A 22,759-nucleotide genomic window follows, 5' to 3' on the forward strand; every position below is an offset into this window, starting at 1 on the left:
GTGAGGGTTTCGATAAAGGTTTCACTCGTTGCGACGGGGGTGATGGCAGGTGCGGTAGTCGCCAGCACCATGCTGCTTCCTGCACAGGCTTTCGCGGCAGAAGACCACGGCCTGCCCGGCGACACCATGTCGCTCTGGTGGGCGCTGCCCTTTGCCGGGCTGCTTTTGTCGATCGCCACCGGTCCACTGCTGTTCCACCATGTCTGGGAACACCATTACGGCAAGATCGCAGCCTTGTGGGCGGCGCTGGTGATCGTGCCGCTCGCGGTCGCCTTCGGTGCTCCGGCCGCAACCGAGGCGGTGCTGCACGCGCTGCTCACCGAATACATGTCGTTCATCGTGCTGCTGTTCGCGCTCTATACGATTTCAGGCGGCATCCTGCTTGCCGGCAACATCCACGGCACACCGCTGGTCAATGCCGGACTGCTGATCGTCGGAGCGCTGCTTGCCTCGGTCATCGGCACGACCGGCGCCTCGATGATCCTGATCCGGCCGATCCTGCGCGCCAACGATGCAAGGCCTTTCAACGCCCATGTCGTCATCTTCTTCATCTTCCTGGTGTCCAACATTGGCGGCTCGCTGACGCCGCTCGGCGACCCGCCGCTGTTCGTCGGCTTCCTGCGTGGCGTCGACTTCTTCTGGACGACGACGAATCTCTGGCGCGAGACGCTGTTCGTCGGCGTCGTCGTGCTGGCGGTGTTCCTGGCGATCGACATCATCCTGCACCGGCGCGAGGCTGGCACACCGAAGATCAAGGATCCGACACCCGATACGAAGGTGCGGCTGCGCGGCCTGGCCAACCTCCCGCTGCTGGCGGGTGTGATCGGCGCCATCCTGCTGTCGGCGGCCTGGAAGCCGGGCGTGAGCTTTTCCGTGTTCGGCGTCGGTCTCGAACTGCAGAACCTGGTACGCGACGCCGTCATCCTCGCGCTGGCCCTGCTGTCGCTTCCCCTTTCCTACAAGAGCCACCGCGAGGCGAACGGCTTCAACTGGGGCCCGATCGCTGAAGTGGCCAAATTGTTTGCCGGCATCTTCATCTGCATCGTGCCGGTCGTCGCCATTTTGAGAGCCGGCCATGACGGCGCGCTGGCGCCTCTGGTCGCGCTGGTGACCTCGGCGCAAGGCACGCCCAATGACCTCGCCTATTTCTGGCTGACCGGGGCGCTGTCGTCCTTCCTCGACAACGCGCCGACCTATCTGGTGTTCTTCGAGCTGGCCGGCGGCGACCCTCAGCACCTGATGACCGAGTTGGCCTCGACGCTCGCCGCGATCTCGGCGGGTGCCGTGTTCATGGGCGCCAACACCTATATCGGCAACGCGCCTAACTTCATGGTCTATGCCATTGCCAGGCATCGCGGGGTGAAGATGCCGGGCTTCTTCGGCTATATGCTGTGGTCCGGGCTGGTGCTGATCCCGACCTTTTTGATCGCGGGTTTTCTGTTCTTTGGTTGATCAACCGACCCCAACATAGCGCCTGACCGCCGACGGGTCGGCGCGCAGTTCCTCGACTTCGACCGTTTCGCGGTTGCGGCCGTTTTCGATGAAACAAACGCGGTCGGCGACCGACAGAACGGCATCGACCCGCTGCTCGACCAGGATGGTAGACACGCCCATCTCGCGCAGCTTCGACACCGTCTCGCGGATTTTCCCGATCATCGATGGCATCAACCCTTCGGTCGGCTCGTCGAGCAAGAGCACCTGCGGCTCGAGACAAAGCGCACGCGCCATGGCCAGCATCTGCTGCTCGCCGCCCGACAGCGTGCCGGAGCGCTGCCGCAGCCGCTGACGCAGCAGCGGGAAGAGGTCGAGCACCTGCTCCTTCGTCGCCTTGCCCTTGCCGCGCGCCATCAGCCCGATCTCGATGTTCTCGGCCACCGTCATCTCGGCGAACAGCCGCCTTCCCTGCGGCACATAGGCGACGCCGGCCTTCGGCACTTCATGCGCCGGCAGGCCGGTCAATTCCTTGCCGGCAAGGCTGATCGAACCGGCACTCGCCGGAACCAGGCCCATGATCGCCTTCAGCGTCGTCGTCTTGCCGGCGCCGTTGCGGCCGAACAGGCACAGCACCTCGCCCTTGTTCAGCGCGAGGTCGAGCCCGTAGAGCACCTGGACCTCGCCATAGAAGCAATTCAGCCCCGAGATCGCCAGTGCTTCCGCCTTGCTGGTCTCCGCCTTGTTCGTTTCGATCATGGGGCGGTCCCCAGATAGGCTTCCTGCACCGCCTTGTTTTCGCGGATCGCCTCGGGCGTGCCTTCAGCCAGGATCCTGCCGGCGTTGAAGACCGTGATGCGGTCGGCAAGCTGCATGACGACCGGCATGTTGTGCTCGATCAGAAGGACGGTGGCACTCTTGGCGATATCGCGCACGAGTTCGATGAAATTATCGATCTCGCCATCGGCCAGGCCTTGCGTCGGCTCGTCGAGGATCAGCAGGCGCGGCTTCAACGCCAGGCCCATCGCCACTTCCAGCAACCGCTGATGGCCGTAGGACAATTGCCCGGCCGGCATATGAGCGCGGTCGGCCAGCCCTGTACGTTCGAGCGCCGACATGACGCCCGTGCGCAAAGCATCCTTCGAGCGGATGTCGCTCAGTGTGAGCTGCACCGGCAGCGCGACATTGTCATATACGCTGAGGTTGGCGAAGACACTGGTGATCTGGAAGGTGTAGGCGATGCCCCGTCGGACCCTGACGTAGGTCGGCAGACCGGTGATGTCGGCGCCGTCGAAGACGATCGTTCCCGCAGATGGCTGGATACGGCCGCTAATCAGGCTGACGAAGGTTGTCTTGCCGGCGCCATTGGGGCCAATGACGGCGCGAATTTCGCCGGGCATCAAGGCGAAGTCGACATTGTCGACGGCGCGCAGACCGCCGAAGCTGCGCGACAGGCCCTTGGTGGTCAAAAGCGGTGTCATGGCAGCCATCCGAGCCAGCGCTGGCGGATGGTGCCGAGAATCCCTTTGGGAAAAAACAGCACCAGCAGGATCAGCGCGATGCCGACGATCAGCAGATAGGCCGATGTGTAGCCGCTGGTGAGGTCGATGACATAGTACATGAACAGCGTGCCGATCAGCGGTCCGAGCGTCGTGGCGGCACCGCCGAGCAGGACCCACAGTAGCGGCAGGATCGAATACTGCACCGAAGCGAAGCTCGACCCGACATAGCCGAACAGCAGCGCATAGGCGGCCCCCGAGGCCGCGCAGATCGTGCCGGAGACGACCACGGCGGCCAGCTTGTTCGAGAAGGTGTCGTAGCCCAGCATCCTCGTGCGTTCTTCGTTTTCACGGATGGCGACCAGCACGCGGCCATAGCTGGAGCGGACGACGGCAAGCGTGATCAGCAGCACGAGCGAGAACAACCCGAGTGCCGTCATGTAGCGCATGGTCGGATTGGTGAGATCGAGCGACGTCGCGCCGAAGGTAAGGACACGCGCCGGCTGCGGCACGACCTGGCCTTGATCGCCGCCGGTCCACGCCGCGAAATAGAGGATGGCGAGGTAGAAGACCTGGGCGAACATCATGGTGACGATCATGAAGGCGACACCCGTGGTGCGCAGTGCCAGCAGGCCGATGATCAGGGCGAGAGCGGCGCCGCAGGCGAGACCAGCGGCGAATGCCGCCGGCACGCTCCAGCCCAACTGGATGATGGCAAGCCCGGCGCCATAGAGCCCGGCGCCGAAGAACATGGCGTGGCCGAGGCTGAGCAGGCCGACATAGCCGAACAGCATGTTGTAGCCCATGGCAAAGACCGCCAGCACCATGATGCGGGCAAGCAGGCCGTGATAGTAGTCGGGCAAGAGGAAGCTCAGCACGAAGAGCAGGACGATGACGCCGAGATGGAGCGCGTAGGCCTTTGCCGGCGAAGCTTCGCTCATCGCGCTGCCGTCCCGAACAGGCCCTGCGGGCGGAACACCAGCACCATGGCGACCAGCAGCGTGGCGATGATCTTGGCCAAGGTCGGCGAGAAGAACATCGAGATGATGCCGTCGGACAGGCCGATCAGCACGGCGGCGACGACGGTGCCGCGCAGCGAGCCCAGCCCGCCGATGATGACGACGATGAAGGACAGGAGCAGCGGATCCTGTCCCATCAGATAATGCGCCTGGCTGATCGGCACGATCAGCACCGCGGCGATGGCCGCCAGCATGGCGCCGAGCGCGAAGACGCCGCCATAGACGCGGCCGACCGGGATGCCGAAGGCCTGCGCCGTCTCGCTGTCATACTGCGTGGCGCGCATGATCAGGCCGATTTTCGTGCGCGTCAGCACCAGCCATGTCGCGATCAGCAGCAGTGCTGAGGCGGCGATGATCGACAGCTTGTAGCCGGAATAGCCGAACCACGGCAGAAGGATGCGGTAGCTGAAGGGCGGCTCCACCGGGCGCGCTTCGGGACCATAGAACGTCAGCGCCAGCTGCTGGATAATGTAGAGCATGCCGATGGTGGCGACGATGGTGGCTTCCGGATTGTAATTGAGCCGGCGCAGCACCAGCCGCTCGGCGACCAGCGCGATGGCGCCGACGATCAGCGGCGCGATCACCAGCGCCGCCAGGAAGCCGAGCGCCGGGTGGCCCGAGATCGCCGTGGTGATCGCCCAGGCAAGCACGGCACCGAGCATGAAGAATTCGCCATGGGCGACGTTGACGACACGCATGACGCCGAACACCAGCGACAAGCCCAGCGCCGTCAGCGCCAACACGGCAGACGTGACGAGGCCTTCGAGGGTTGCCAGGAGGAGATGGGGTCCGAAGTGCATTGATTACACGCTTGAGAGGGCGGCACGAGGCTCCTCCCTCTGCCCTGCCGATTCCGGCAAGACAGAGGGGGGTGCCTTGGCGCTCACGCTCGGAGAATGGCCAAGCTCACAGTGCCTGCGTCGTGTAATCGCCTTCGGCCTCGTAGAGCCCGTCCTCGATCTTGGTCTTGTGGACGACCTTGAGCTTGCCGCCTTCGACCTTGGAGATGTTCTGGATGCCGAAGCACTGGTGGATCTTGCCGTTGAAGGTTTTTGCACCTTGCGGATGCTCCGGCCCTTCGGCGAATTCCTTCAGCGCCTCGGTCGCCTCGACCAGCTTGGCGCGGTCTTCCGGTCCCTTGTAGCCGGCATCCTCCATCGCCTTCTTGACGACGTAGAGCGTTTCCCAGCAGCCGAACATATGCGCGGCGGTGGAGACGTCCTTGGGATCGCCGACGGCGGCGCCATTGTCGTCGATGCCGACCGCGGCGCGATAGGCTTTCTGCGCTTCGGTGTCATCGGCCTGGGCGTAGCGCGGCGAGCCTTCCCAGAAATGGCTGCCGTCGAGGAATTCCAGCCCAGGGCTGTTGATGTCGACGGCTTCCAGCGAATCGATGAAGCCGAACAGCTGCGGCCGGTTCGAGCCGTAGAACTCGCCGAGTTCCTTGACGAAGGTGAGCACCGCCGGGCCAACCATAACGTGATAGATGACCTCGGTCTCGGCCGGGATCTGCGGGAAATATTTGGTGAAGGAGGATTCCGTAGGTGGAATGGCGATCTGCGCGATCACCTCGGCGCCTTGCGCCTTCAGCGCCGGCGGCAGGTAGTCGCGATGGTCGTAGCCGAAGGCGAAATCGGGGAAGATCTGCGTCACCTTCTTGCCGGCATTGGCCGCGATCCACGGCGCCATCGACTGGATCTGGCTCTTCACGTCGGTGATGCCGGGCTGGAAGACGTAACGGTTGAGTTTGGTCGAGGCGACGTGGTGGCCTTCGCTGACGACGAAATAGGGCATCTTGGCTTCGCCGGCGGCAGGCGCCGAGCCGATGACGACATGCGAGAACAGTGTGCCGAAGACGATGTCGGTCTTATGCTGGGTGGCGAACTTGCCGACCACCTCGGCGCCACGGCCGGGGTCGGTGCCGTCATCCTCGATGATGACCTCGACCTGGCGGCCGTTGATGCCGCCGGCGGCGTTGATGGCCTTGATCGCGGCAGCGGTCGTCTTCTCGTACCAGCGGCCATAGGCGGCGCCGATGCCGGTGCGGTGCGACTGGAAACCGATCTTGATCGGCGCCGAGCTTTGGGCCTGGGCGTAGCGGACGAAGCCGGGCGCCACGGCAAGGCCGGCACCTGCCGCGAGTCCCTTCAGTGCGGTGCGACGAGTGAAGCCTGACTTGGAGAGGTCGAAAAATCCGTTCTTGTCAGTCACGTTCGTTCCCCTGTTTTTGCGTTTTGACCAACGATAAGGCGGCTCGAACATCCTCGGCAAGAGGATGCAAAATTGCATGTGTACAAACTAAATCACCAAAGACCTGGCCTGGCAAGCGAGCTTTCCTCGGGGCATGCCCACGGGATCGCTTGTGTCATCCGACCGTCGGCGTGGCAAGCAGCCAGAGACCGAAAATGGTGTAGGCGATCATCAAAACGGTGAGCGGGAACTGGCTGAGCGCGGCGCGGGCGGGTTGGGGGTGCAGGCGCCAGGCAAAGCCGTGGGCGACAAGAACGGCCAGCACATGGCCCGATATGATGGCGCCGGCCTGGATGTTCCACAGCCACCAGGCGGAGCCAGCGCCGGCAACGATACCGGCCTCGACCTGCATGTCGGCGGTGCCGAGCAGGTTCCAACCCAGCGCCAAGGGGTCGGACAGGGAGGCCAAGGCATACTGGCCGTCGACGAGCAGCGCCGTCAGATAGTGCGCGACATGATAGGCGAGCGCGATCGGCACGATCGACCACACCAGCAGCCCCGCCGCCTGGGCGAGAGGTCTATCGCTGCCGGCCAGACGCTGGCCGAGCAAGACCGCGAGCAGGAACGCGCCAGCGAGCAGCACGAATGTCAGCACAAGACCCAGGCTACCGCTGCCGATCACGGCCGTGCGGCCGGGAAATTCCAGCGGATTGATGCCGAACAGGCCGAGCCAGAAGAAAGTCTTCGACAGGCCATCGAAGGAGACCGAGGACAAAGCGAGCAGCAGGAAGGCGATGCCGCTGGCCGGCAAGGGTTCGGCCGCCAGCAGCTTGGCACCCGGCCAGCACAGGCCGAGACGGCCCTGTTCATCGCGTCCGACAGGGGCGAAACGCGCCACCATCGAAAAGAACATGGTCAGGAATTCGCCGCTTCGGCTCCACTTGTCGTAGCCGAACAGCAGCATGGCGATGAGGGTAAACAGCCAATAGAGCCCGGCGGCAAAGGCAAGCCGTGCCGGATCATCGGGTGCCGGATCGATGAGCTCGAACCAGGCAAAGGCGAAAAACAGAACAACGGCCGGCCAGCAGCCGAGCCATTGCGGAAGACGCCAGGCCCCCACATCGCCTCTGCCGGTCAGGCGCGACAGCAGCCGCCACGGCCCGTACCAGGGGTTGAGCCACGACCAGAGATCGCCGAACACGCCTTGCAGCAACGTCAGGCCGGCCCAGAGCAGCGTCCAGATGACCAGCGGTAGCGGGTTGGAGAGTGGGTCGCGGCTGCCGAAGAGGCCGGCGGTGATGAGGATTGCAAAGCCGGCAAAGGAGATCAGGCTGACGATGGTGCGGGCACTGTCGTTGAATGTGAAAAGCGGCAGGCGCCGACGCCAGAAACGGCCGAGGGGGTCGGGCGGTAGCAGGGCAAGGACGAGGAAGCTGATGGCCACCGCGAAGGCGCCGCCGATCAGGTAGTAGCCGGTGGGGAGGAGGAGGACGTGACCACGGTCGGAGGCGTGGGCGAAGGCGGGGGGGGGTAAGAGGACCAAGGCAAAGGAGATAGGAACGAGGCCGCAAAGATAGCGCTCTATGGCTTGGCACCCTTCCTCTCCCCCGTCGATCGGGGGAGAGGTGTCGAGCGAAGCTCGACGGAGTGGGGGTCGACCCTGGCGCGGATCAAGACGCTGCGTACACGCGATCCTCTTTCCTATGTCAGTTGCGGCGGTTTCTAGGTGGTTCCCCCACTCCGTCGCCGCTTCGCGGCGCCACCTCTCCCCCCTCCGGAGGGAGAGGAAAGGAGCCAGGGAACTCGACCTATTCAAGAGCCCCGTTACCTCACACCTTGACCAGCTGCTCCACGCGGTCCTTCTGCCCGAAAATCCGCAAATACCGCTCGATCTCCTTCTTGTCCCCCGTCGCCTTGGCCGGATTGTCGGAGAGCTTGACCGCCGGGCGGCCATTGGCTTCGGTCACCTTGCAGACCAGCGATATGGCGTCCAGGCTGTTGGTTTCGGTGGGCGCGCAGCCTTCGAAGTCGTTGGTCAGGTTGGTGCCCCAGCCGAAGGACATGCGCACCTTGCCCTTGAAGTGGCGGTAGGTCTCCTCGATGGTTTCGACCTCGAGCCCGTCGGAGAAGATCAGCAGCTTCTGCCTGGGGTCCTTGCCCTTCTCGCGCCACCAGTCGATGATCTTTTCGCCGCCTTCGATGGGCGGAGCGCTGTCGGGACGGAAGCCCGTCCAGTCGGCGACCCAGTCCGGCGCGTCGCGCAGGAAGGAAGCGGTGCCGAAGGCGTCGGGCAGCACGATCAGCAGATTGCCGCCATAGTAGCGCTGCCAGTCCTGCAGCACCTTGTAGGGCGACTGCTTCAGCTCTTTTTCCGAATTGGCAAGTGCCGCAAACACCATCGGCAGTTCATGCGCGTTGGTGCCGAGCGCTTCGAGGTCGTTGTCCATGGCCAGAAGCACATTGGAGGTACCGGTGAAGGCTTCGCCAATGCCTTCCTTCAGCGCCTCGACACACCAGCGCTGCCAGAGGAAGGAATGGCGCCGCCGGGTGCCGAAATCGGAAATGCGGATGCCGGGCAGCGCCTTCAGCCGTTCGGTCTTGGCCCACATCTTGGCCTTGGCGCGGGCATAGAGCACATCGAGCGCGAACGGACCGAAGGCCCGCATGGCCGCGCGCGAGCGCAATTCGTTCATGATGGCGAGCGCCGGGATTTCCCACAGCGTGGTGTACATCCAAGGCCCGCTGAAGGTCAGCTCATACTGGCCGTCGCGCTTGGAGAGTTCGTAGTCGGGCAGCCGGAAGCCTTCGAGCCAGGCGAGGAATTCGGGCTCGAAAATCTGCTTGCGGCCGTAGAAATTGTTACCGCCCAGCCAGATCATCTCCTTCTTGGAGAAGCGTAGCGTGCGGGCATGGTCGAGCTGTTCGCGCAACTCGCCTTCGTCGATCTCGTCGGCGAGCCGAACCGAGGTGGTGCGGTTGATCAGCGAGAAGGTGGCATCGACCTTGGGGTACATGCCCCAGATCATCTGCAGCATCAAAAGCTTGTAGAAGTCGGTGTCGAGCAGGCTGCGCACGATCGGATCGAGCTTCCAGGTGTGGTTGTAGACGCGCCGCGCAATATCGGTCCTGGCCATGTCTCGTTACCGCCTTCGCTGCCCTGCCACCACAATAGCGACAGGCCTCATAGCATCGAATTGGCCAGAACGCTGCCCGCTTTCAGGCTGGCCCGACAAAAAGAGAGCCCTGCGTATGTCTATGAAGATTTGCCGCCCATCACCTTGAGCGCGGGACGTTTGCGGCGGGTGACGAGGCGGCCCGCCACCGGGGCGTCGGCGCGGCCGTCATCCCCGGCCTTCTCGGCGAACAGCCAGTCCATGAACACCTGCACGATCGGCGTCGCCCGCATTTCGTTGCGGCAAACGACATAGAAATCATCGACCGCCGGCACCGACAGGCTGAACGGAGCGACCAGCATGCCCCTGGCCAGCAGCGCGCTTGCCGTTACCGAGTCGCCCAGCGCCACGCCATGGCCGTGCACCGCGGCTTCCGCCGTCATGCGCGCATCGCCCAGATGATGGCGGCGGCCGCGCTCCAGGTCCAGTGCGTCGGCGGCGGCCAGCCAGGTGTGCCACTCGCGGCCATCGTCGCCATGCAGCAAGACATGGTCGGCAAGGTCGCGAACATTGCGGATCGGCCGGTTGTTGATCAAGGTCGGGCTGACCACCGGGAACAGCTCCAGGCCCGACCATTTGCGCATCCAGCAATCGGCCCAGCTGCCATCGCCATAGTGCACGCAGATATCGATATGTGGCGCACGGATATCCCTTGGGTCGTTGGAGGGAATGAGCGTCAGCTGGATGTCGGGATATTGCGCGGTGAAGCTGCCCAGCCTCGGCGTCATCCACAAGAGCAGCAAGGCGGGCACGCAGGACACCGAAAGCGCGCCGCTGCTTGCCGGCCGCGTCAGCCGCTGCGTGGCGGCGGCGATGCCGTCGAAGGCCGTCGAGACCGCCGGCAAGAGTTCGGCGCCATGCGGGGTCAGCTTGACGCGCTGGCCGACGCGTTCGAACAGCTTGACGCCGAGCGACTGCTCGAGCGCCTTGATCTGGTGGCTGACGGCGCCATGCGTGACATTCAGCTCACTCGCCGCCTTGGTCAGCGAAGCATGGCGCGCCGTGGCCTCGAAGGCGCGCAGCGGGTTGAGAGGGGGCAGGCGCTTGGCCATGGATGCTCGGCTTCATTGTGAGATTTTCTCACAGAAACCACCCTAACAATATCAATTGCTTTTTCAATGCGGCTGCCGGACACTTTTGCCTGGAACAAGCACCAAGGCGTGAAATTGCAGGCAGCCAGCGGGGCAGCGACCGACCGGGCGACGGCCGGTTTGCCTGGAGTCGCCGACGGTCGTACTGCGCCAGTCCAGGAGGAGCGGATATGGGTTACAACAGCGACAAGCTCGACGCGTTGCGGCGCAAATATGGCGAGAGCCATGGCGGCGAGATGTTCGACCCGAAATTCCGCAAAGTCGCCGACAAGATCTTCAACAAGGCGGGCACACGCCTTGCCCCCTATTCCGGCATCCCGACCTTCCTTGCCGCGCCCTACCGCGAGATCGCGGCCGAGAACCCGGATTTCGGCGACCTGCAGGTGGCGATGATAGGTGTGCCGATGGATCTCGGCGTCACCAACCGGCCGGGCTCGCGCTTCGGGCCGAGGGCGTTGCGCGCCATCGAGCGCATCGGCCCCTACAATCACGTGCTGGAATGCGCCCCGACACATGAGCTCAGGGTCGCCGACATCGGCGACACGCCGTTCCGCAGCCGCTACCGGCTGGAGATCAGCCATGAGGATATCGAGCGCCGCACCAACCAGATCGTCGATGCCGGCGTCATCCCGCTGTCGGTCGGCGGCGACCATTCGATCAGCCATCCGATCCTGAAGGCGGTCGGCAAAAAGGCGCCCGTGGGCCTCATCCACATCGACGCCCACTGCGACACCAGCGGCCTGTTCGACATGACCAAGTTCCACCATGGCGGGCCGTTCCGCAACGCGGTGCTCGACGGCGTGCTCGACCCGACCCGCACCATCCAGATCGGCATTCGCGGCTCGGCCGAATACCTCTGGGAGTTTACCTACGAGTCTGGGATGACCGTGGTCCACGCCGAGGAGGTGACCGGGCTCGGGATTCCCGCCATCATCGAAAAGGCGCGCAAGATCGTCGGCGACGGTCCGACCTACGTGTCCTTCGACATCGACAGCGTCGATCCGGCCTTCGCGCCGGGCACCGGCACGCCAGAAATCGGCGGGCTGACCACGCGCGAGGTGCTTGAACTGCTGCGCGGACTCAAGGGCCTCAACATCGTCGGCGGCGACGTCGTCGAGGTGGCGCCGCAATATGACGCGACCACCAACACCGCGCATGCCGGCGCCCAGGTGCTGTTCGAGATATTGAGCCTGATGGTGTTCAGCCCGGCCGTGACCGGCAAGGGAGCCTGACGATCAGAACCAAGGCGGCCGCCGCGCTGGAGCCGGCGGCCGACCCAAACAATCAAAAGCTTCCAGAAGGGGAATGACAATGACAATCCACTCGACACTGAAATCATCCATTGCCGCCATCCTGGTGCTGGGCGCCACCGGTCTTGGCTTTGCCACGCAGGCAGCCAATGCCGACGCGCTGGCCGATATCACCAAGGCCGGCACCATCAATGTCGGGGTCTTCGCAGACTTCCCGCCCTTCTCCTCGGCCAGTGCCGATATGAGCCTCAAGGGTTATGACATGGACGTCGCGCAATACATCGCCGACACGCTCAAGGTGAAGCTCAACACCGTCGCCGTCACCGGCCAGAACCGCATCCCATATCTCAACGACCACCGTGTCGACCTGCTGATGAGCGTCGGCTACTCGAAGGAGCGTGAGCAGGTCATCGACTTCGCCGCCGCTTATGCGCCCTATTACATCGCGGTGATCGGTCCCGCCGCAATGAACGTCAAAGGCAAGGAAGACCTTGCCGACAAGTCGATCGCCGTCAATCGCGGCACGCTCGAGGACACCTCGCTGACCGAGGCCGCTCCCGCTTCCGCCGACATCAAGCGTTTCGACAATTACAATTCGGTGATCCAGGCCTTCATCTCCGGCCAGACCCAGTTGATGGTGGTCGGCAACGATGTCGGCGCCCAGGTGCTGGCCAAGCAGGACGCGCTGAAGCCGGAGCAGAAGTTCCAGCTTCTGACCTCGCCCTCGCATATCGGCCTCAACAAGAATGAGGATGCCCTCAAAAAAGCGGTCAACGACGCCATCGCCAAGATGCTCGCCGACGGCAAGCTGGATGAAAGCTCGAAGGCCTGGCTGAAGACGCCGCTCAACCCCGACAATCTCAAGGATTGAGTTGCCGTGGCCTTCGGCTGGCTCCCGGGTGCCGTGGGCGACATCGCGCATGGCGCCGCCACGACGATCCTCTTGATCGCCGTGACCACGCTGGCGGGAACGCTGCTCAGTATCCTGGGCGCCGCCGGACGGCGAAACGGCCCCGCGCTGCTGCGCCGGGCCATCGCCTGGTATGTCGAGGTGATGCGCAACACGCCCTTCCTGGTGCAGCTGTTCTTCATCTTCTTCGGCCTGCCGAGCCTCGGCATCAGGCTCGATCCGATCCTGGCCGCCATGCTGGCGATGACGCTCAACATGGCGGCCTATACGATCGAGATCGTCGGCGCCGGGCTCGACGCCGTGCCGCACGGACAGACGGAAGCGGCCCTGGCGCTCGGGCTGCGGCCGCGTCAGGTGTTCATCAAGATCGTGCTGCCGCAGGCGCTCAAGATCATCTATCCGGCGCTGACCAGCCAGATCGTCATCATGATGCTGGAATCGGCCGTTGTGTCGCAGATCGCGGTGCGCGAGCTGACCTATGAAGCCGACATGCTGCAGGCGCGCACTTTTCGCTCGTTCGAGACCTATTTCGTCGTCACGCTGGTCTATCTCTTGATGTCGATGGCCCTGCGCCGGCTGCTGGTGACAGGCGGGCGCCGCGCGCTCGGAGCTGGTGTGTCATGATCGAGTTCACGCTCTGGGACATCATACGCAACCTTCTGCTCGCGGCCCGCTGGACGGTGCTTTTGTCGCTGGCCGCCTTCATCGGCGGCGCGCTGGTCGGAATGGCGGTGCTGTTCTTCAGGATCTCTGAGAATAAATGGAGCCGGCGCCTTGCCTCCGGCTATATCGCCTTGTTCCAGGGAACGCCGCTGTTGATGCAGCTCTTCCTGATGTTCTTCGGCCTGCCGATGCTCGGCCTGCGCATCGAGCCCTGGACGGCCGCCGTGCTGGGCCTGACCTTCTTCGCCAGCGCCTATCTGGCCGAAATCTGGCGTTCGGGGGTCGACGCGCTGCCGCTTGGCCAGTGGGATGCCGGCGCCAGCCTTGGCCTGCACTACCTCCAGGAACTGCGGCTGATCATCCTGCCGCAGGCGTTCGCGATCACCCGCGCCCCGACGGTCGGCTTCCTGGTTCAGTTGATCAAGTCGACGGCGCTGACATCGATCATCGGCTTCGAGGAACTGGTGCGGACTTCGAATGCCATCAACAACGCGACTTTCGAACCGTTCAAGGTCTATGGGCTGGTGGCGCTGATCTTCTTCCTCATGTGCTTCCCGCTGACGCAATATGCGCGCCGGCTCGAACAGCGCGCGGCGCGACACTGAGTCGAAGGATTGAAGGCGCGAATGGCTACTTTGCGCCGCATCCCGGTCATTCGGCGAGTTGCCAGTCTTCCAAAAAGCGGACGTTAGTTCGTCGATGACCATGCGCCCATATAAGCAGCCGCCCCTTACCTCAGGGAGCCAGGCCGTGCTTCCTCAAGTAATACCCGGTGATCGTGAGGCGTGCCTGATTGCCAATCGAATAGACAAATGCGGTGCCGCGTATCTGGGCTGGGTGCTTTCGGCAATCAGTTCGGAAAGCAGACCATCAGGTTCCGGCCCCGTTCCAGCCGTCCAGGGGGCGGCCGGTAAGAGCGCCCACTAACTTGGTCGTCAAAGCCGCGTTCGCCGATCTGCTCTCCGCATCGAGCGAGCTCCGATTGCCGCGACGCTCGTAACTCGTCTTGCCGTGCCCGCCCTTTATCCTCGACTGGCCTGGTGCTCTGGTGCCGCGCCGAGCCGGAGCACTATCCGGCGGACAAGGACGCCAGGGGCGGTCACAGCCCCAGTGCCGTAGCGACCCGTTCCTGGAAATACTGCACTCCCCGCTCATGCCGCCCCGAAAGCGGGCCGGAGCTATAGGCCCCGGCGGCATAGTTGCGATGCGTATCGGCGCAGATGGTGTAGTCCTCGCGTACGACGGCCAGAGTGCCTTGCACGGATTTTGCCCTGCTCTCGGATGCTTCCGCAGAGGTGTCGGCAAAGAAGAAATGGTAGTGCTGGTCTGTATAATGCGGTGAGGTTGGGTTGATCCGGCTAACGTTCATGCCGCCATCGAAAAGCGACAGCGTCCAGTTCGGCCACATCCAAAGCCATTTGCCGCGATAGAACAGACCGTCTTTCGGCGGTGCGGTCATCCGGACATAACCGGGATGGGCGGTGGTCTGGAAAGCTTCGAAGTCGATGGCAGCGTAGAACGAGGGGTGCGTGCCAGGGATGTGGTAGCCTTCGACGAAATTGTCGGTGTAGATCTTCCAGTTCGCCGCAAAGCTGACGGTGGCCTGATCGGTGGCGGCATAGGTCTCCAACGGCTCGTCCGCCAGTTCGGCGGGCAGAGAGCCAAGTTGATCCAGAAGACTTTCTTTCGGGTCGAGTGCCGCGAAGAGCAGCCCGCGCCATTCGGACAACTGCACCGCCTCCAGCGGCCAGTCCTCGGCGATGATCGCGGGATCCTTGCCATACCACGGGGCCTGCACCAGCCGTCCGGTGTCGGCAAAGGACCATTTGTGATAGGGACAAACGATCAGCCCACATTTGCCCGCGCCATCGGCCAGAAGTTTCGCCCCCCGGTGGCGGCAGACATTCTTGAATCCGCGCAAGGTCCCGTCCCGGCCCCGGATGGCGAAGACCGGCGTGCCGGCGATGTCGATGGCAAGGTATTGACCTGATGTCGCGACTGAGGCGACAGGCCCCATGAACTGCCAGGTGTGCGCGAAAATGCTGCCCCGTTCCTGCTGCCAGATGTCATCGCGGACATAAAGCGAAGGGTCCAGGTTCAGGTATTGCACGGGCGGATTGTCGAGTGGCAGGTGGTCGGGCCGCAAAGTGTCTGGCGTCATAGGCTAACCTCGAGTTGCTGCCATCCTGTCGTAAGCGGGGCGACATCGCAAGGGATGGGCTCTGCTGCGCACAGCCTGTAAGCCGGTGTGCAATTTTGCTTTAGCGCAGATTTGCTGGAATTGCGGTCCCATTCGCCGACCTGGTAGTCGACCGCGATCATCACCTCGGATGCCTTGACCTCTGCACAGGTTCCAGCCCGACTTCGAGCACAGTTCGTCGTCCGCTTGATGAGCGCCCGGTATCAGTGTGGTGCGGTTCGCTCGCGAACGACGAGAATGGGGTCGTCAGCTGACGAGGCAAACTTTGCCCGATGACTGTGAACTCGAACGGCAGCTTACCGACGAGCGCTTCCTAGAAGCAGACCGTCCGGATGCGGCCCTATTGAGATGTCCCTGCCGCCGCACCGGCGACCCCCTTTGCCTTCAGCGCCCAAACGCCAGCGACGGGGCGATGCGGTCGCGGCGCAGCCAGCGCGCCAGCAGCAGCGCCGCCACCACCGCCAGCCCTGTCGACAGGCCGATCCAGATGCCGACGCCGTGGAAGCCGAAATGGAAGGCGAGCAGCACGCCGAGCGGCAGGCCGACGCCCCAATAGCCGATCGCGGCGTAGATCATCGGCACCTTGGTGTCGTGCAGGCCGCGCAGCATGCCGGCGGCAACCGCCTGCGCGCCGTCGAAGACCTGGAACAGGGCGGCGAACACCAGGAACGACACGGCAAGCGCGATCACCCTGGCATTGGCGGGATTGCCAAGGTCGATGAAGGCGCTGATCAGCAGATGCGGCCAAAGCACCATCACCAGGCCCATCAGCGCCATGAACGAGACGCCGATGACGAAGGCGGTCCAGCCGGCGCGCGACACGCCCTCGGGATTGCCGGCGCCATGTGCCAGCCCGACCCGCACCGTCACCGCCTGGTTGAGCCCGAGCGGGACCATGAAGGAGATCGAGGCGATCTGGATGGCGATGGCGTGCGCGGCCAGCGAATCGGCGTCGATCAGGCCCATCAGCAGGGCCGCCGCGTTGAAGATCGTCACCTCGAAGGCAAGGATACCGGCGATAGGCAGGCCGAGCCGCAACAAGCCCTTGAAGCGCGGCCAGTCGGACCGCCAGAAGCGGCCGAACAGATGGTAGCGCCGGAACTTCTTCTCCCACATCACCACGACGGCCATGCCGACGAACATCAGCGTGCTGGACAGCGAGGTGGCAAGGCCGGAGCCGGCGATGCCCATGGCCGGAAAGCCGAGATTGCCGAACATGAATACCCAGTTGGCAAACACGTTGAAAGCCACGGCGACGAAGACGATGACCAGAGCCCAGCCGGGCCGCTCCAGCGCCGAGATGAACGAACGCAGCACGATGTAGCCGTAGAAGGGCAGTACCGCCCATTCGAGCCAGCGCAGATAGATGCCGGCCTGGTGCGCGAGCGCGGGCTCCTGGCCCATGGCCAGCAGAAGCCCCTCGCCGTGCCACAGCACGAGCCAGATCGGGATCGAGATCAGAATCGCCAGCCACAGGCCCTGGCGCACGGTGCGGCGCAGGTCACGCACCGAATGGCGGCGGCGGCCAAGTTCGGTGGCGATCATCGGCGAGGTCGCCAGCATCAGTCCGAGGCCGAAGATCAGCGGCATGAAATAGAGGTTGGCGCCCAGCGCGCCGCTGGCCAGCGTGTCCGCTCCGAGCCGCCCCATCATCATGACGTCGGTGGCGGTCATCGCCGTCTGGCCGAGATTGGTCAGCACCATCGGCCAGGCCAGCGCCAGCGTCGCCCTGATTTCCTGACGCCAAAGGTTTTCCGGCGCGCGGGCGCCGGCTTCGATCGCGGACATTGTTCCGTCTTTCAGAACACGGCGCATCGGGACCAGGCCCGGAAGCCGCACAGCAACGGCACAAAATGGCGCCGTTTGCGCCGTCTATTGAACGAGATGCGACATGAAGGCAAGAGAGGAGGCGCGGGAACAGATTGAGCCAGCGCCGTTGCCGGGAACCGCCGTCTCGTTCCCTTGCCGGCCCCGGACTGCTACGGATCAGATATCGGCAACCGGCGAATGTGGGAGGCGGGATGGCGTTCAGGCGCAGAAAGAACACGGCCGCGATCCCGCGCACGGCGCCTTCCTTCGAGCATATCGTCACCGAGGCGAGCGAGAGTTTCCTGTGGCGCCTGGATGACTATCCCTGGGAGCGCAATGTCTGGAATTTCCATCCCGAATACGAGATACACCTGCTGCGAAAATCCTCCGGCGTGGTGTTGGTCGGCGACCATATAGGCGAGTTCGGTCCGGGTTACCTCACCATCGTCGGTGGCGGCCTGCCGCATGACTGGGTCACCGCGGTGCAGCCGGGCGAGTTGATCGAGGGCCGCGACATCGTGCTGCAATTCGATCCCGAGCGGCTGCGCGGGTCGGCCGACATGCTACCGGAACTGCGCGAACTGGAGCCATTTCTGGAGCGGTCGCTGCGCGGCATCGTCTTCCATGGCGAGACTGCGCTGGAAGGCGCCGCGCTGATGGAGCGGATGGGCGCGGTGCATGGGCTCGCCCGTTTCTGCCTGTTCCTCGAACTGGTCGACCTGCTGGCCAGGACCGATGAGTATGAGCTGTTATCATCGCCGGACTTCCAGCCGGTCCTCGACGCCGCCTCGCTCGACATCATCCAGCGCACGCTGACTTATCTGTTCCAGCACTTCGCCGAGGATCTGAAGCTGCCTGAAGTGGCCGAGCTCGCCGGCATGAGCGAAAGCACTTTTTCGCGCTTCTTCCAGAAGAACACCGGAAATTCCTTCAGCGACCATCTTGGCAAGCTCAGGCTCTGGCAAGCCTGCAAGCTCTTGGCCGACACCGATATCCCGATCACCGACATCTGTTTCCAGGTCGGCTACATGAACATCTCCAACTTCAACCGCGCCTTCCTGCGCAAGCACAAGATCACGCCGTCCTCCTACCGCAAGCTGTCGCGGCAGCGTCTGGCGATGCGCGCATAAGCGCAGCCTAAATCACCGTTTCCCACCGGATTGATACTCGTGTGACAGGCTCGCCGGGTCGACGTCTGTTTTTGCGCTGCACAATGCATAAAAGTACAGGTCTGGTGCAACGGGGCTTCTAGCTTGACCCGTCGCAACCCCGCATTTTGGCGATGGGTGGCATGTCGCTCGGGCGATGGTGAGGATCGCGAGACCCGAGGATTTGCGTTTCCTGCGACATATTCCTGGAGGAGAAAAGATCATGAAACCAGTTCGGCTCGCTGCCAGCCTTGGCGCAGCTTTCGTGCTTTCCGCTACCGTTTCAACCCTAGCCCTGGCGCAGGCGCCGGTCTGCTCGGCGCCGGTCAAGGTGCTGGCGCAGCCACGCGACGGCCTGACGCTTCTGGAGGACTCCAAGGCCGAGTTCGAGAAGCTCTCCGGCGCGAGCTTCAAGATCGATTATCTCAACGAGAACGACCGCCGCGCCAAGTCGCGCGCGGACGCGTCCACTGTCGGCAATTACAATGTCTATTACGTCGATGAAGCGAATGTGGCGCTGTTCGCCTCGTCGAAATGGATCGTGCCGCTGACCGATTATTATCCGGCTGACTATGACTATGCCGACTTCGATCCCGGCCGCCAGAAAGTCGCCACCTATGACGGCAAGGTCTGGTTCGCGCCGCTGACCGGCGGCGGCGACCTGATGGTCTACCGCAAGGATGTGCTGGAAGCCGCCGGCATCCAGCCGCCGAAAACGCTGGACGAACTGATCGCCGACGTGCCGAAGCTGACCAACGCCGACAAGGGCATGTACGGCATCGCGCTACGCGGCGCGCGCGGCTCGGGCGCCAATGTCTGGCGCTGGATGCCCTTCTTCAAGGCCTATGGCGGCAAATGGTTCGACGGCGACAAGCCGGCCTTCAACTCGGAAGCAGCCGTCAAGGCGACCGAGGCCTATCTGAAGCTGTTCAAGGATTCGGCACCGGGAACGCAGACCGGCAGCTGGGACGAATCGACCGGCGCCTTCCTGTCGGGCCAGGTCGCCATCCTGGTCGAATCGACGCCGCTTTCGGGCATGGCTGTCGACCCGAAGACCTCTCAGGTGGTCGGCAAGATCGGCTTCCTGCCGCCGCCCTCGCCGCTTCCCGGCGGCGGTTACGGCCACGGCCTCGCCATCGCGGCAAAAGCCAATGCCGATGACGCTTCGAAGAAATGCGCCGGCCTGTTCATCGCCTGGGCAACATCGAAGGAAAACGAGAAGCGCCGGCTCGACGCTCACCAGTTCGGCGAGTTGAACCGCACCAGCATCCTGTCCAGCAAGGAATTCGCCGATATCTACGGCGCCGATCTCGGCCAGGCACTTGCCGAAACCGGCAAGGTGACGGCGGTGAACTTCTGGCAGGATCCGCGCTGGCCCGATCTCGGCGACCGCTGGGGCATCATCCTCGAAGAGCTGATCGCCGGCACACGCACCGACGTTAAGGGCAGCCTCAACGAGCTCGAGGCCTATGCCAATGAGCTGGTGAAGAAATAGGCCCCTCCCTCTTGCGGCGCACGGTCCACGGCATTCCCGGGAATGCCGGGACCTGTGTGTCGCAGGAGGGCCTGCCTTTCCCCCGAGCGCGCGACGGTTCCGCCACGCCCGGACATTCGAGACACAGCAAGGCCTGAGACCAATGCCTCGACGTTCATCCCTGCCGGTCACCTTTGTCGTGCCGACGCTGGTCATTCTGCTGATCCTGTCGATGGTGCCGACGCTTTACGCGATCATCATCGCCTTGCAGAACCGCGAGCTGAGTTCAACGGCCTATTCCTGGGTCTGGTTCTCGAACTTTTTCGACCTGTTCTCCGACCGCCGCTTCCTCAACGCCGTCTGGGTGTCGGTGAAGTGGGAGGTGGTCACAGTCGTCGCGACGATGGTCGTCGCGATCGGGCTCGGCGTGCTGATGTTCGAGGTTGCGTCGCAGCGCCTGCGCAATGTCTACTGCCTGCTGTTCATCATCCCGGTGCTGCTGCCGCGCGTCTCGGCCGCCTTCGTGTGGAAATTCGCCTACCATCCGCTCTACGGCATCGCCACCTACCCCTACCGGCTGCTGACCGGCGGGCTGATCTTCGACCCGCTCTCCAAGCCTTCGACTGCCCTGTTCGCCGTCGCTTCGGTCGATGTCTGGCAGTGGGGCCTGTTCTTCGCCGTCATCGTGCTGAAGCTCCTGGAAACCCTGCCTCCGCAGCCGATCGAGGCGGCACGTCTCGACCACGCCAAACGCTGGCAGATCCACGCCTATGTCACCTTGCCGATGCTGAAGGCGCCGTTGGTCAGCCTGATGTTCGTCAAGATGATCGAGTCGCTGCGCTCCTTCGACCTGATCTATGTGATGACCCGCGGCGGGCCGGGCGTGGCGACCGAAACGCTCGACATGTACGCCTTCTCGCAAGGCTTCATTGAATCCGGCAAGGTCTCCTATGCCTCGGCCATGGCGGTGCTGATGATGATCGCCACCGTCATCACCTTCACCATGCTGTGGAAGCGGGTGCAGGCATGAAGCCCGGCCGCATCATCGCCAAGGCCGTCCTGGCCTTCGCCGGTTTCCTCGCCGTGTTCCCGCTGCTGTGGACGGCGCTGAACTCGCTGAAGAACAGCGTCGACATCATCACCCGCGTGCCACGCCTGGTGTTTACGCCGACATTGGCCAACATCAGCTACATCCTTGGCCGCGACAGCGTCATCACCGGCCTCTACAATTCGGTCGTCGCCTGCGGCTCGGCCGTGCTGATCGGCGTCGTGCTCGGCCTGCCCGCGGCTTACGCGGTGGCGCGCTATCCCAACCGCTGGGCCGGCGACATCCAGTTCTTCGTCCTGTCGCTGCGTTTCCTGCCGCCGGTGGCGGTCGCGATCCCGCTGATGGTGATCTGGCTGCAAATCGGCCTCTACGACACTTTGCCGGCTTTGATCGTCACCTATTCGCTGCTGACCATTTCGGTCATCATGTGGCTCGCGATCCCCGCTTTTCAGGGCGTGCCGAAGGAGGTCGAGGAAGCGGCCTTCGTCGACGGCTACGGCGCCTATTCGGTGTTCTGGCGCATCGCACTGCCGGTCGCGGCGCGCTCGCTGATCGGCGCGGTCGCCTTCAGCTTCGTGCTGGTCTGGAACGAGTTCCTGATCGCACTGATGCTGTCGAGTTCCAACGCCAAGACCTTGCCGATCGTCGCGTCCGAACTCTCCCAGCAAGGCATGAACGTGCCGTGGGGAATCTTGAACGCCTCGGTCGTGCTCCTGTCGCTGCCGCCGCTGCTTTTCCTCGGCGTGCTCAGCGGCTTCCTGAATTCCGTTTTCCGGCAAAAGAAGAATTGAAGTGAGGCTTACCGCGATGCGAGCACTGGTGCTTGAGAAAAAAGGTGAATTGTCGCTGCGCGAGATCGCGTTGCCGTTCGATGTCGGAGCCGACGACGTCAGGATCGCCATCCACACGGTCGGTGTCTGCGGCAGCGACGTGCACTATTACACGCATGGCGCCATCGGCAGCTATGTCGTGCGCGCGCCGATGGTGCTCGGCCACGAGGCCGCAGGCACGGTCGTCGAGGTCGGCGCCAATGTCAGGAGTCTGAAGGTCGGCGACCGCGTCTGCATGGAGCCTGGCGTGCCGAACCTGTCGTCGCGCGCGACAAAGCTCGGCATCTACAATGTCGATCCGGATGTCACTTTCTGGGCGACCCCGCCGGTACACGGCATTCTTGCGCCCTATGCCGTGCACCCGGCTGCTTTCACCTACAGGCTGCCGGACAATGTCTCCTTCGCCGAGGGCGCGATGGTCGAGCCCTTCGCCATCGGCATGCAGGCGGCAAGCCGCGCCCGCATCGTCCCGGGCGATGTCGCCGTCGTCGTCGGCTGCGGCCCTATCGGTATCATGATCGCGCTTGCCGCCCTTGCCGGCGGCTGTTCGAAAGTGCTGATTTCCGACTTTTCCGCGCCCAAACTGAAGATCGCCTCGCAATATGCCGGCATCGTGCCGGTCAATATCGGCGAGCAATCGCTGGCCGATGCCGTCGCCGCCGCGACCGGCAATTGGGGGGCCGACATCGTCTTCGAGGCGAGCGGCAGCCCGAAAGCCTTCGCCGATCTGTTCGACATTGTGCGCCCCGGCGGCGCGGTGGTCCTGGTCGGGCTTCCGGTCGAGCCGGTAAGCCTGAACGTGCCGGCGGCGATCTCGAAGGAAGTGCGCATCGAAACAGTGTTCCGCTACGCCAACATCTTCGACCGCGCCCTGCAGCTCATCGCCTCCGGCAAGGTCGACCTCAAGCCGCTGATCACTGGCACCTACGCTTTCTCCGACAGCATCAAGGCCTTCGAACGGGCCGCCGAAGGCAACCCGCAGGACGTCAAGCTGCAAATCCTGCTGACCGACGAAAAGGGCTGA

Annotated in this window: 20 protein-coding genes; 10 read left to right on the forward strand and 10 right to left on the reverse strand. The window is 63.7% G+C overall.

The window, feature by feature from the left end; translation table 11 throughout:
- Window positions 1–42 precede the first annotated feature (42 nt).
- Window positions 43–1,452, forward strand: a complete 1,410-nt coding sequence (locus tag FJ948_RS07825) for a sodium:proton antiporter (RefSeq protein ID WP_140703092.1) — start codon at window positions 43–45, stop codon at window positions 1,450–1,452.
- Here the strand turns inward: FJ948_RS07825 and FJ948_RS07830 are convergent, their stop codons facing one another.
- The 8 genes from FJ948_RS07830 to gcvA all read right to left on the reverse strand — a co-directional run bounded on the left by FJ948_RS07830 (window position 1,453) and on the right by gcvA (window position 10,364).
- On the reverse strand, window positions 1,453–2,190 hold the full coding sequence (locus FJ948_RS07830) for an ABC transporter ATP-binding protein (RefSeq protein ID WP_140703093.1): 738 nt from the start codon (window positions 2,188–2,190) through the stop codon (window positions 1,453–1,455).
- On the reverse strand, window positions 2,187–2,912 hold the full coding sequence (locus tag FJ948_RS07835) for an ABC transporter ATP-binding protein (RefSeq protein WP_140703094.1): 726 nt from the start codon (window positions 2,910–2,912) through the stop codon (window positions 2,187–2,189). Before FJ948_RS07835 ends, FJ948_RS07830 begins: the two co-directional genes overlap by 4 nt.
- Window positions 2,909–3,871 carry a branched-chain amino acid ABC transporter permease gene (locus FJ948_RS07840; protein WP_140703096.1) on the reverse strand — a complete coding sequence of 321 codons (963 nt, stop codon included), beginning with the start codon at window positions 3,869–3,871 and terminating at the stop codon, window positions 2,909–2,911. The genes FJ948_RS07835 and FJ948_RS07840 overlap by 4 nt, the downstream gene beginning before the upstream one ends.
- Window positions 3,868–4,749, reverse strand: a complete 882-nt coding sequence (locus FJ948_RS07845) for a branched-chain amino acid ABC transporter permease (protein ID WP_140703097.1) — start codon at window positions 4,747–4,749, stop codon at window positions 3,868–3,870. The genes FJ948_RS07840 and FJ948_RS07845 overlap by 4 nt, the downstream gene beginning before the upstream one ends.
- A gap of 106 nt (window positions 4,750–4,855) precedes the next feature.
- On the reverse strand, window positions 4,856–6,160 hold the full coding sequence (locus FJ948_RS07850; protein ID WP_140703099.1) for an ABC transporter substrate-binding protein: 1,305 nt from the start codon (window positions 6,158–6,160) through the stop codon (window positions 4,856–4,858).
- Window positions 6,161–6,314: 154 nt separating this feature from the next.
- Window positions 6,315–7,694, reverse strand: a complete 1,380-nt coding sequence (locus FJ948_RS07855) for a hypothetical protein (RefSeq protein WP_246677492.1) — start codon at window positions 7,692–7,694, stop codon at window positions 6,315–6,317.
- Between the two features lie 274 nt (window positions 7,695–7,968).
- Window positions 7,969–9,273 carry a nicotinate phosphoribosyltransferase gene (pncB, locus tag FJ948_RS07860; protein ID WP_140703101.1) on the reverse strand — a complete coding sequence of 435 codons (1,305 nt, stop codon included), beginning with the start codon at window positions 9,271–9,273 and terminating at the stop codon, window positions 7,969–7,971.
- 119 nt (window positions 9,274–9,392) lie between these two features.
- Window positions 9,393–10,364, reverse strand: coding sequence for a transcriptional regulator GcvA (gene gcvA, locus FJ948_RS07865; RefSeq protein ID WP_140703102.1), 972 nt, complete (start codon window positions 10,362–10,364; stop codon window positions 9,393–9,395).
- A gap of 209 nt (window positions 10,365–10,573) precedes the next feature.
- Here gcvA and speB point away from each other — a divergent pair, with 209 nt between their 5' ends.
- From speB to FJ948_RS07885, 4 genes are all read left to right on the forward strand, one after another.
- A complete protein-coding gene (speB, locus tag FJ948_RS07870; protein ID WP_140703103.1) occupies window positions 10,574–11,635 on the forward strand; it encodes an agmatinase in 1,062 nt (353 codons plus the stop codon).
- A gap of 79 nt (window positions 11,636–11,714) precedes the next feature.
- Complete coding sequence (locus FJ948_RS07875; protein ID WP_140703104.1) at window positions 11,715–12,524, forward strand: transporter substrate-binding domain-containing protein; 810 nt, start codon at window positions 11,715–11,717, stop codon at window positions 12,522–12,524.
- A gap of 6 nt (window positions 12,525–12,530) precedes the next feature.
- Window positions 12,531–13,187: an amino acid ABC transporter permease gene (locus tag FJ948_RS07880; RefSeq protein ID WP_140703105.1), complete on the forward strand. Its 657-nt coding sequence runs from the start codon at window positions 12,531–12,533 to the stop codon at window positions 13,185–13,187.
- Complete coding sequence (locus FJ948_RS07885) at window positions 13,184–13,831, forward strand: amino acid ABC transporter permease (RefSeq protein WP_140703106.1); 648 nt, start codon at window positions 13,184–13,186, stop codon at window positions 13,829–13,831. The genes FJ948_RS07880 and FJ948_RS07885 overlap by 4 nt, the downstream gene beginning before the upstream one ends.
- A 494-nt stretch (window positions 13,832–14,325) precedes the next feature.
- Here the strand turns inward: FJ948_RS07885 and FJ948_RS07890 are convergent, their stop codons facing one another.
- Window positions 14,326–15,372, reverse strand: coding sequence for an aromatic ring-hydroxylating dioxygenase subunit alpha (locus FJ948_RS07890; protein ID WP_181173591.1), 1,047 nt, complete (start codon window positions 15,370–15,372; stop codon window positions 14,326–14,328).
- 438 nt (window positions 15,373–15,810) lie between these two features.
- Entirely contained in the window at window positions 15,811–17,214 is a 1,404-nt protein-coding gene (locus FJ948_RS07895) for an MATE family efflux transporter (RefSeq protein ID WP_140703109.1), read from the reverse strand.
- A 233-nt stretch (window positions 17,215–17,447) separates the two neighbouring features.
- On the opposite strand from FJ948_RS07895, the gene FJ948_RS07900 reads away from it, so the two are divergent.
- The 5 genes from FJ948_RS07900 (at window position 17,448) to FJ948_RS07920 (ending at window position 22,759) form a co-directional block, all read left to right on the forward strand.
- Window positions 17,448–18,365, forward strand: a complete 918-nt coding sequence (locus FJ948_RS07900; RefSeq protein WP_140703110.1) for an AraC family transcriptional regulator — start codon at window positions 17,448–17,450, stop codon at window positions 18,363–18,365.
- Window positions 18,366–18,606: 241 nt separating this feature from the next.
- On the forward strand, window positions 18,607–19,878 hold the full coding sequence (locus FJ948_RS07905) for an extracellular solute-binding protein (RefSeq protein WP_140703112.1): 1,272 nt from the start codon (window positions 18,607–18,609) through the stop codon (window positions 19,876–19,878).
- Between the two features lie 142 nt (window positions 19,879–20,020).
- Window positions 20,021–20,887, forward strand: coding sequence for a sugar ABC transporter permease (locus FJ948_RS07910; RefSeq protein ID WP_140703114.1), 867 nt, complete (start codon window positions 20,021–20,023; stop codon window positions 20,885–20,887).
- Window positions 20,884–21,696: a carbohydrate ABC transporter permease gene (locus FJ948_RS07915; protein ID WP_140703116.1), complete on the forward strand. Its 813-nt coding sequence runs from the start codon at window positions 20,884–20,886 to the stop codon at window positions 21,694–21,696. Before FJ948_RS07910 ends, FJ948_RS07915 begins: the two co-directional genes overlap by 4 nt.
- Window positions 21,697–21,712: 16 nt before the next feature.
- Window positions 21,713–22,759, forward strand: a complete 1,047-nt coding sequence (locus tag FJ948_RS07920; protein WP_140703923.1) for an NAD(P)-dependent alcohol dehydrogenase — start codon at window positions 21,713–21,715, stop codon at window positions 22,757–22,759.

The sequence above is a fragment of the Mesorhizobium sp. B2-3-12 genome (genome assembly GCF_006442205.1).
Classification (GTDB): domain Bacteria; phylum Pseudomonadota; class Alphaproteobacteria; order Rhizobiales; family Rhizobiaceae; genus Mesorhizobium.